This window comes from Lactobacillus delbrueckii subsp. bulgaricus (genome assembly GCF_046938665.1).
Classification (GTDB): Bacteria; Bacillota; Bacilli; order Lactobacillales; family Lactobacillaceae; genus Lactobacillus; species Lactobacillus delbrueckii_C.
Window position 1 is genome coordinate 1 of sequence record NZ_JBKZCD010000046.1, and the last position, 3540, is coordinate 3540.

A 3540-nucleotide genomic window follows, 5' to 3' on the forward strand; every position below is an offset into this window, starting at 1 on the left:
CATTCATTAATTTGTTAATATCAAATTAATGAATGAGCAAATCTCAAAATAAGTTTCCCCTAAGATGCAAATAGAGCCTCCAGGAAAAATCTGGAAGCTCTATTTTATTTCCGTAAAAGCAACATTAAGTCCTCATACCCAATCACTGCTGTCCCTTTTTCAGCAGCTTTTTTACACTTGCCGGTGACATGATCCAGCTCGCCCTTCAGCAAGTAGTCAGTCACGCCGGACACCGAGCCGGTCACCTTGCCGCCGTGACTTTGAATCAAACTGGTCAGCTCATATCTGGTCGCCTGGCGGAATTGGCCGGTAATCACAAAACGCTGGCCAGCCAGGCGGGAATCGACCTGCTTGGGGGTAAAATCAATTATTTGCGTGGCTTTAGCTAAATCGCCATCGCGGAGCTTCTGGTAAACGATATTGTTGGTAATGCAGTCACTGATGGCAATGTGGGAGTTGATATTGATCCCGTAATAATCTTTCAGAGTCGACAGTCTGACGTTAGGGATAGGATCTAGAAACAGGCCTTGCTTTTTGTAACTATTGGCCAAAAGCAAGGTATCCAGTTTAGGATTGTCAACCGGGTAACCATTACCAGCTAAAATATTGCAGTCAAAACTAAGTATATTGTGGCCTACCAGGGTATCATCGCCGATAAAGTTCAGAAAGTCTGGCATGACTTCATCAATTACTGGCGCCGCGTCAGTTTGGTAATTGCTGATGCCGGTCAGATGAGAGACGTAATCATTTATTTTTTCCATTGGGTTAACGTAAGTCGAGAACTTCGCCACGGTTTGGTCATCTCTGACCTTTAAGGCACCGATTTGGATAATCTTTTTCCCGGTTGTTTCCAAGTCAAAAACCGTGTAGTCATGCAGTTTAAGATCCATCTTGCTACTTCTTTCTCTCAGTAAAAGCCCGGCTTTCGTCCAGCATGGCCAGAACGTCTTCATCAGGCAGATCATTATTGAGCAGAACTGACAACCAGTTTTGCTTATTCATGTGGTAAGCCGGGAAAAAATCCTCCTGTTTCAGCAAAGCAGGCAATTTTTCCTCAGCCAGCTTCAAATTAAGTACCGTGACTTCCTGCTGGTCCTTCTCGTCGCCTGTCAGCTTGCACAGTGGCACAGTCATCAGCAAGCCATACCATTTCCGGTTCTGGGGATTTCGGAAGACGGCGTAGTTTGGGAATTTCTTAAATGGAAAATCTGGCTCATCACCGTAGCTGGCCTTAATTTCATCCTTGATCCGGTCTGCCTGGGCTTTGACGAAGCATTTATCGGCAATATCCTGCAAAAGCGCCCTGTATTCCGCCTTGACCACAGCTGAGAAGCTGCCTGTGTCGCTTTCAACGCGAAGTAAAAGATATTCATCCCCAGTATCAAGATCATAGACGTTACCGCTGACCTTACCAACCGAAGAAACTATAATTTTTGCGAGGAAATTAGCACTTTTCAAGGGAACTTCAAGATAATAGCTATCTCCGTTTTTCTTGAAGCCATATGCGGCCAGATTATTAAACTTACACTGTTTTTTAGCAAATATTTCTTCTTCTACGTTCATCATAATTATCACTCAAAACTTACAAGATCAGCTTGGCCCTAAAGCCCCGGACCTTGTAGTAAGAGTCCGCCCCGTTATGGTAGACAAAGACAGTACCATAGCGTTTTTCGGCAAAAAGAGCTCCGCCCTTTTCTCTGATTTCAGCAGGCGTCTCAATCCAGCAGCTGGTCTTCAGATCAAAATCGCCTAATTCCTGAAGCTGGCGGTAGTCCGCTTCATCCAGCAGGGACAAGCCATGTTCTTTTGCCATCTCTTCAGCACTAGTTTCCGGCGGGAACTTCTTTCTCTTAATCCGGGCCTCTTTATCGTAGCAAACGCTCCGCCGGCCGGCTGGTTCTTCTTTAGCGCAGTCAACGATAGCTAAGCCAGAGTCTAACGCAACTACATCTGGCTCCCCGCCGCTTTCTTCCATCCAGGCAAGCTCCGCCTTTTTCTCAGAATCCAGTTTACCCAAAAACTCATCCCAAGTAAGGCCGGGGTGCCGGTCCATATTAGCTAAAAATCTCTCTTTAAACTCGTTCATTTTTCACCTCAAACTAGCTCTTATATGCCGGGTTAGCCTGGCGGACAGAGCCGCCGTATTCCTTAAGCAGGCGGGCAAAAGCCCCTTCAACCGAAGATGGCAGGTCCACATGCGCTATATAGTTCTTCCCAAGCGGCCCATAACCATCTTTGTTGTCTCTTAAGCGCGGGATCTCACCCATGAGCAGGCTGATATAACGATCCATCGACCACATGCCAGGGATCTCCTTATCATAAGCCAGCTGTCCGTTTTTTTCCAAGACATGAACCTGGTAAGCCGTGTAATTAATGATAGTGAGCTCTGGCCGGTACTTGCGTAACACGGCGCATAGGCGCAGCTGCATGGTCGCGTCCTGGCAGAGAATGACCGATGACAGGTCAGTATTATGCCGGTTAAGCAGGTCTAACAAGTAAGTGATGTTGTTGCCTGAATTGGTCGACTGGCATTCAAGCAAGTCAGCAGTAATTTGGTACTTTCTCTGTAAATAGGCGGCAAAAATCTCCGCTTCTGATAAAGAATCAACTTCCAGATCAGGAAAGACAGCCTTAGCCTGGTCCCGCAAGCCATCAGTCGTGTGGCCATGGCCGCCGACGATGATGTATTTTTGGGCAACCCTTGCCTTTTTAGCCGCTGCAAAAATATCCCCGCCGGGCAGAATACTGCCGCCAAATAAGACAAAAGCGTCGGCTTGGGAGATACCGTATTTCTCTTCTAAGGCTGCCGGGGTCAAAACTGGCAAGTCGCGGGGGCCTAAGTAGTCAGCCAGGGTATTGATGTCGTTAATCATTTTTCATCTCCGGAAAAGGAATGATTGCTGGTGCGGGCATGGTATGCTCACCCAGCATCTTTTCCATCCAAACCATGTCATACCAGCGGCCGAATTTATGGCCGCACTGGTGGAAACGGCCGACAAATTTGTAGCCTAAGTGCTCATGGAAACAAATGCTGTTGTCATCCAGATACGGATCTTCACCAATAGGAGCAGCAATGCAGGCATTCAAGTTGAGAAAACCCTGCTTCTTTAAACAGTCTTCCATCGCGTCATATAGAAATCTGCCTACATGCTGGTGACGGACATTAGCGTCGACATAGATCGACAATTCCACGCTGTGGTCATAAGCTGCCCGCTCCTTAAAAGGACTGGCATAGGCATAGCCAACGATTTTGCCATCTTTAAGCGCGACTAGATAGGGATAGATCCGCAGAGTTTTTAAAATCCGGTTTTGAAAATCGCCAATAGATGGAACTTCATTTTCAAAAGTGATTGCTGTCTTCTCCACATAAGGAGCGTAGATCTCAAGCAATCTTTCCGCATCCCCAACGTTAGCTCTTCTTAACTCTAATTCAGTCAATAGCCTTCTCCATAAAAACTAGCAGCTACTTACTAACAGCTTTATTTTACCATGAAAGAAAAAGCTCAGATAGAACAAGAAAATGCATCCCTGGTATGAAAG

Annotated in this window: 5 protein-coding genes; all 5 read right to left on the reverse strand. The window is 46.4% G+C overall.

What is annotated here, in order from left to right:
* Positions 1 to 104 precede the first annotated feature (104 nt).
* Genes ACLUXO_RS10030 through ACLUXO_RS10050 form a run of 5 tightly spaced genes read right to left on the reverse strand, consistent with a single transcriptional unit; the run spans position 105 to position 3438 of the window.
* On the reverse strand, positions 105 to 890 hold the full coding sequence (locus tag ACLUXO_RS10030) for a 3'-5' exonuclease (RefSeq protein ID WP_412137428.1): 786 nt from the start codon (positions 888 to 890) through the stop codon (positions 105 to 107).
* 4 nt (positions 891 to 894) lie between these two features.
* Positions 895 to 1563 carry an MmcQ/YjbR family DNA-binding protein gene (locus ACLUXO_RS10035; protein ID WP_412137431.1) on the reverse strand — a complete coding sequence of 223 codons (669 nt, stop codon included), beginning with the start codon at positions 1561 to 1563 and terminating at the stop codon, positions 895 to 897.
* Positions 1564 to 1582: 19 nt separating this feature from the next.
* Entirely contained in the window at positions 1583 to 2086 is a 504-nt protein-coding gene (locus ACLUXO_RS10040; RefSeq protein ID WP_279190569.1) for a DUF4256 domain-containing protein, read from the reverse strand.
* Between the two features lie 13 nt (positions 2087 to 2099).
* Entirely contained in the window at positions 2100 to 2873 is a 774-nt protein-coding gene (locus tag ACLUXO_RS10045) for a YdcF family protein (RefSeq protein ID WP_412137429.1), read from the reverse strand.
* A complete protein-coding gene (locus ACLUXO_RS10050; RefSeq protein ID WP_412137430.1) occupies positions 2866 to 3438 on the reverse strand; it encodes a GNAT family N-acetyltransferase in 573 nt (190 codons plus the stop codon). Before ACLUXO_RS10050 ends, ACLUXO_RS10045 begins: the two co-directional genes overlap by 8 nt.
* Positions 3439 to 3540: the final 102 nt, after the last annotated feature.

What these genes read in the sequence shown, in the direction of transcription:
- ACLUXO_RS10030 (WP_412137428.1), bottom strand. Translation starts at nt 890, where the DNA reads ATGGATCTTAAACTGCATGACTACACGGTTTTTGACTTGGAAACAACC.
- ACLUXO_RS10035 (WP_412137431.1), bottom strand. Translation starts at nt 1,563, where the DNA reads ATGAACGTAGAAGAAGAAATATTTGCTAAAAAACAGTGTAAGTTTAAT.
- ACLUXO_RS10040 (WP_279190569.1), bottom strand. Translation starts at nt 2,086, where the DNA reads ATGAACGAGTTTAAAGAGAGATTTTTAGCTAATATGGACCGGCACCCC.
- ACLUXO_RS10045 (WP_412137429.1), bottom strand. Translation starts at nt 2,873, where the DNA reads ATGATTAACGACATCAATACCCTGGCTGACTACTTAGGCCCCCGCGAC.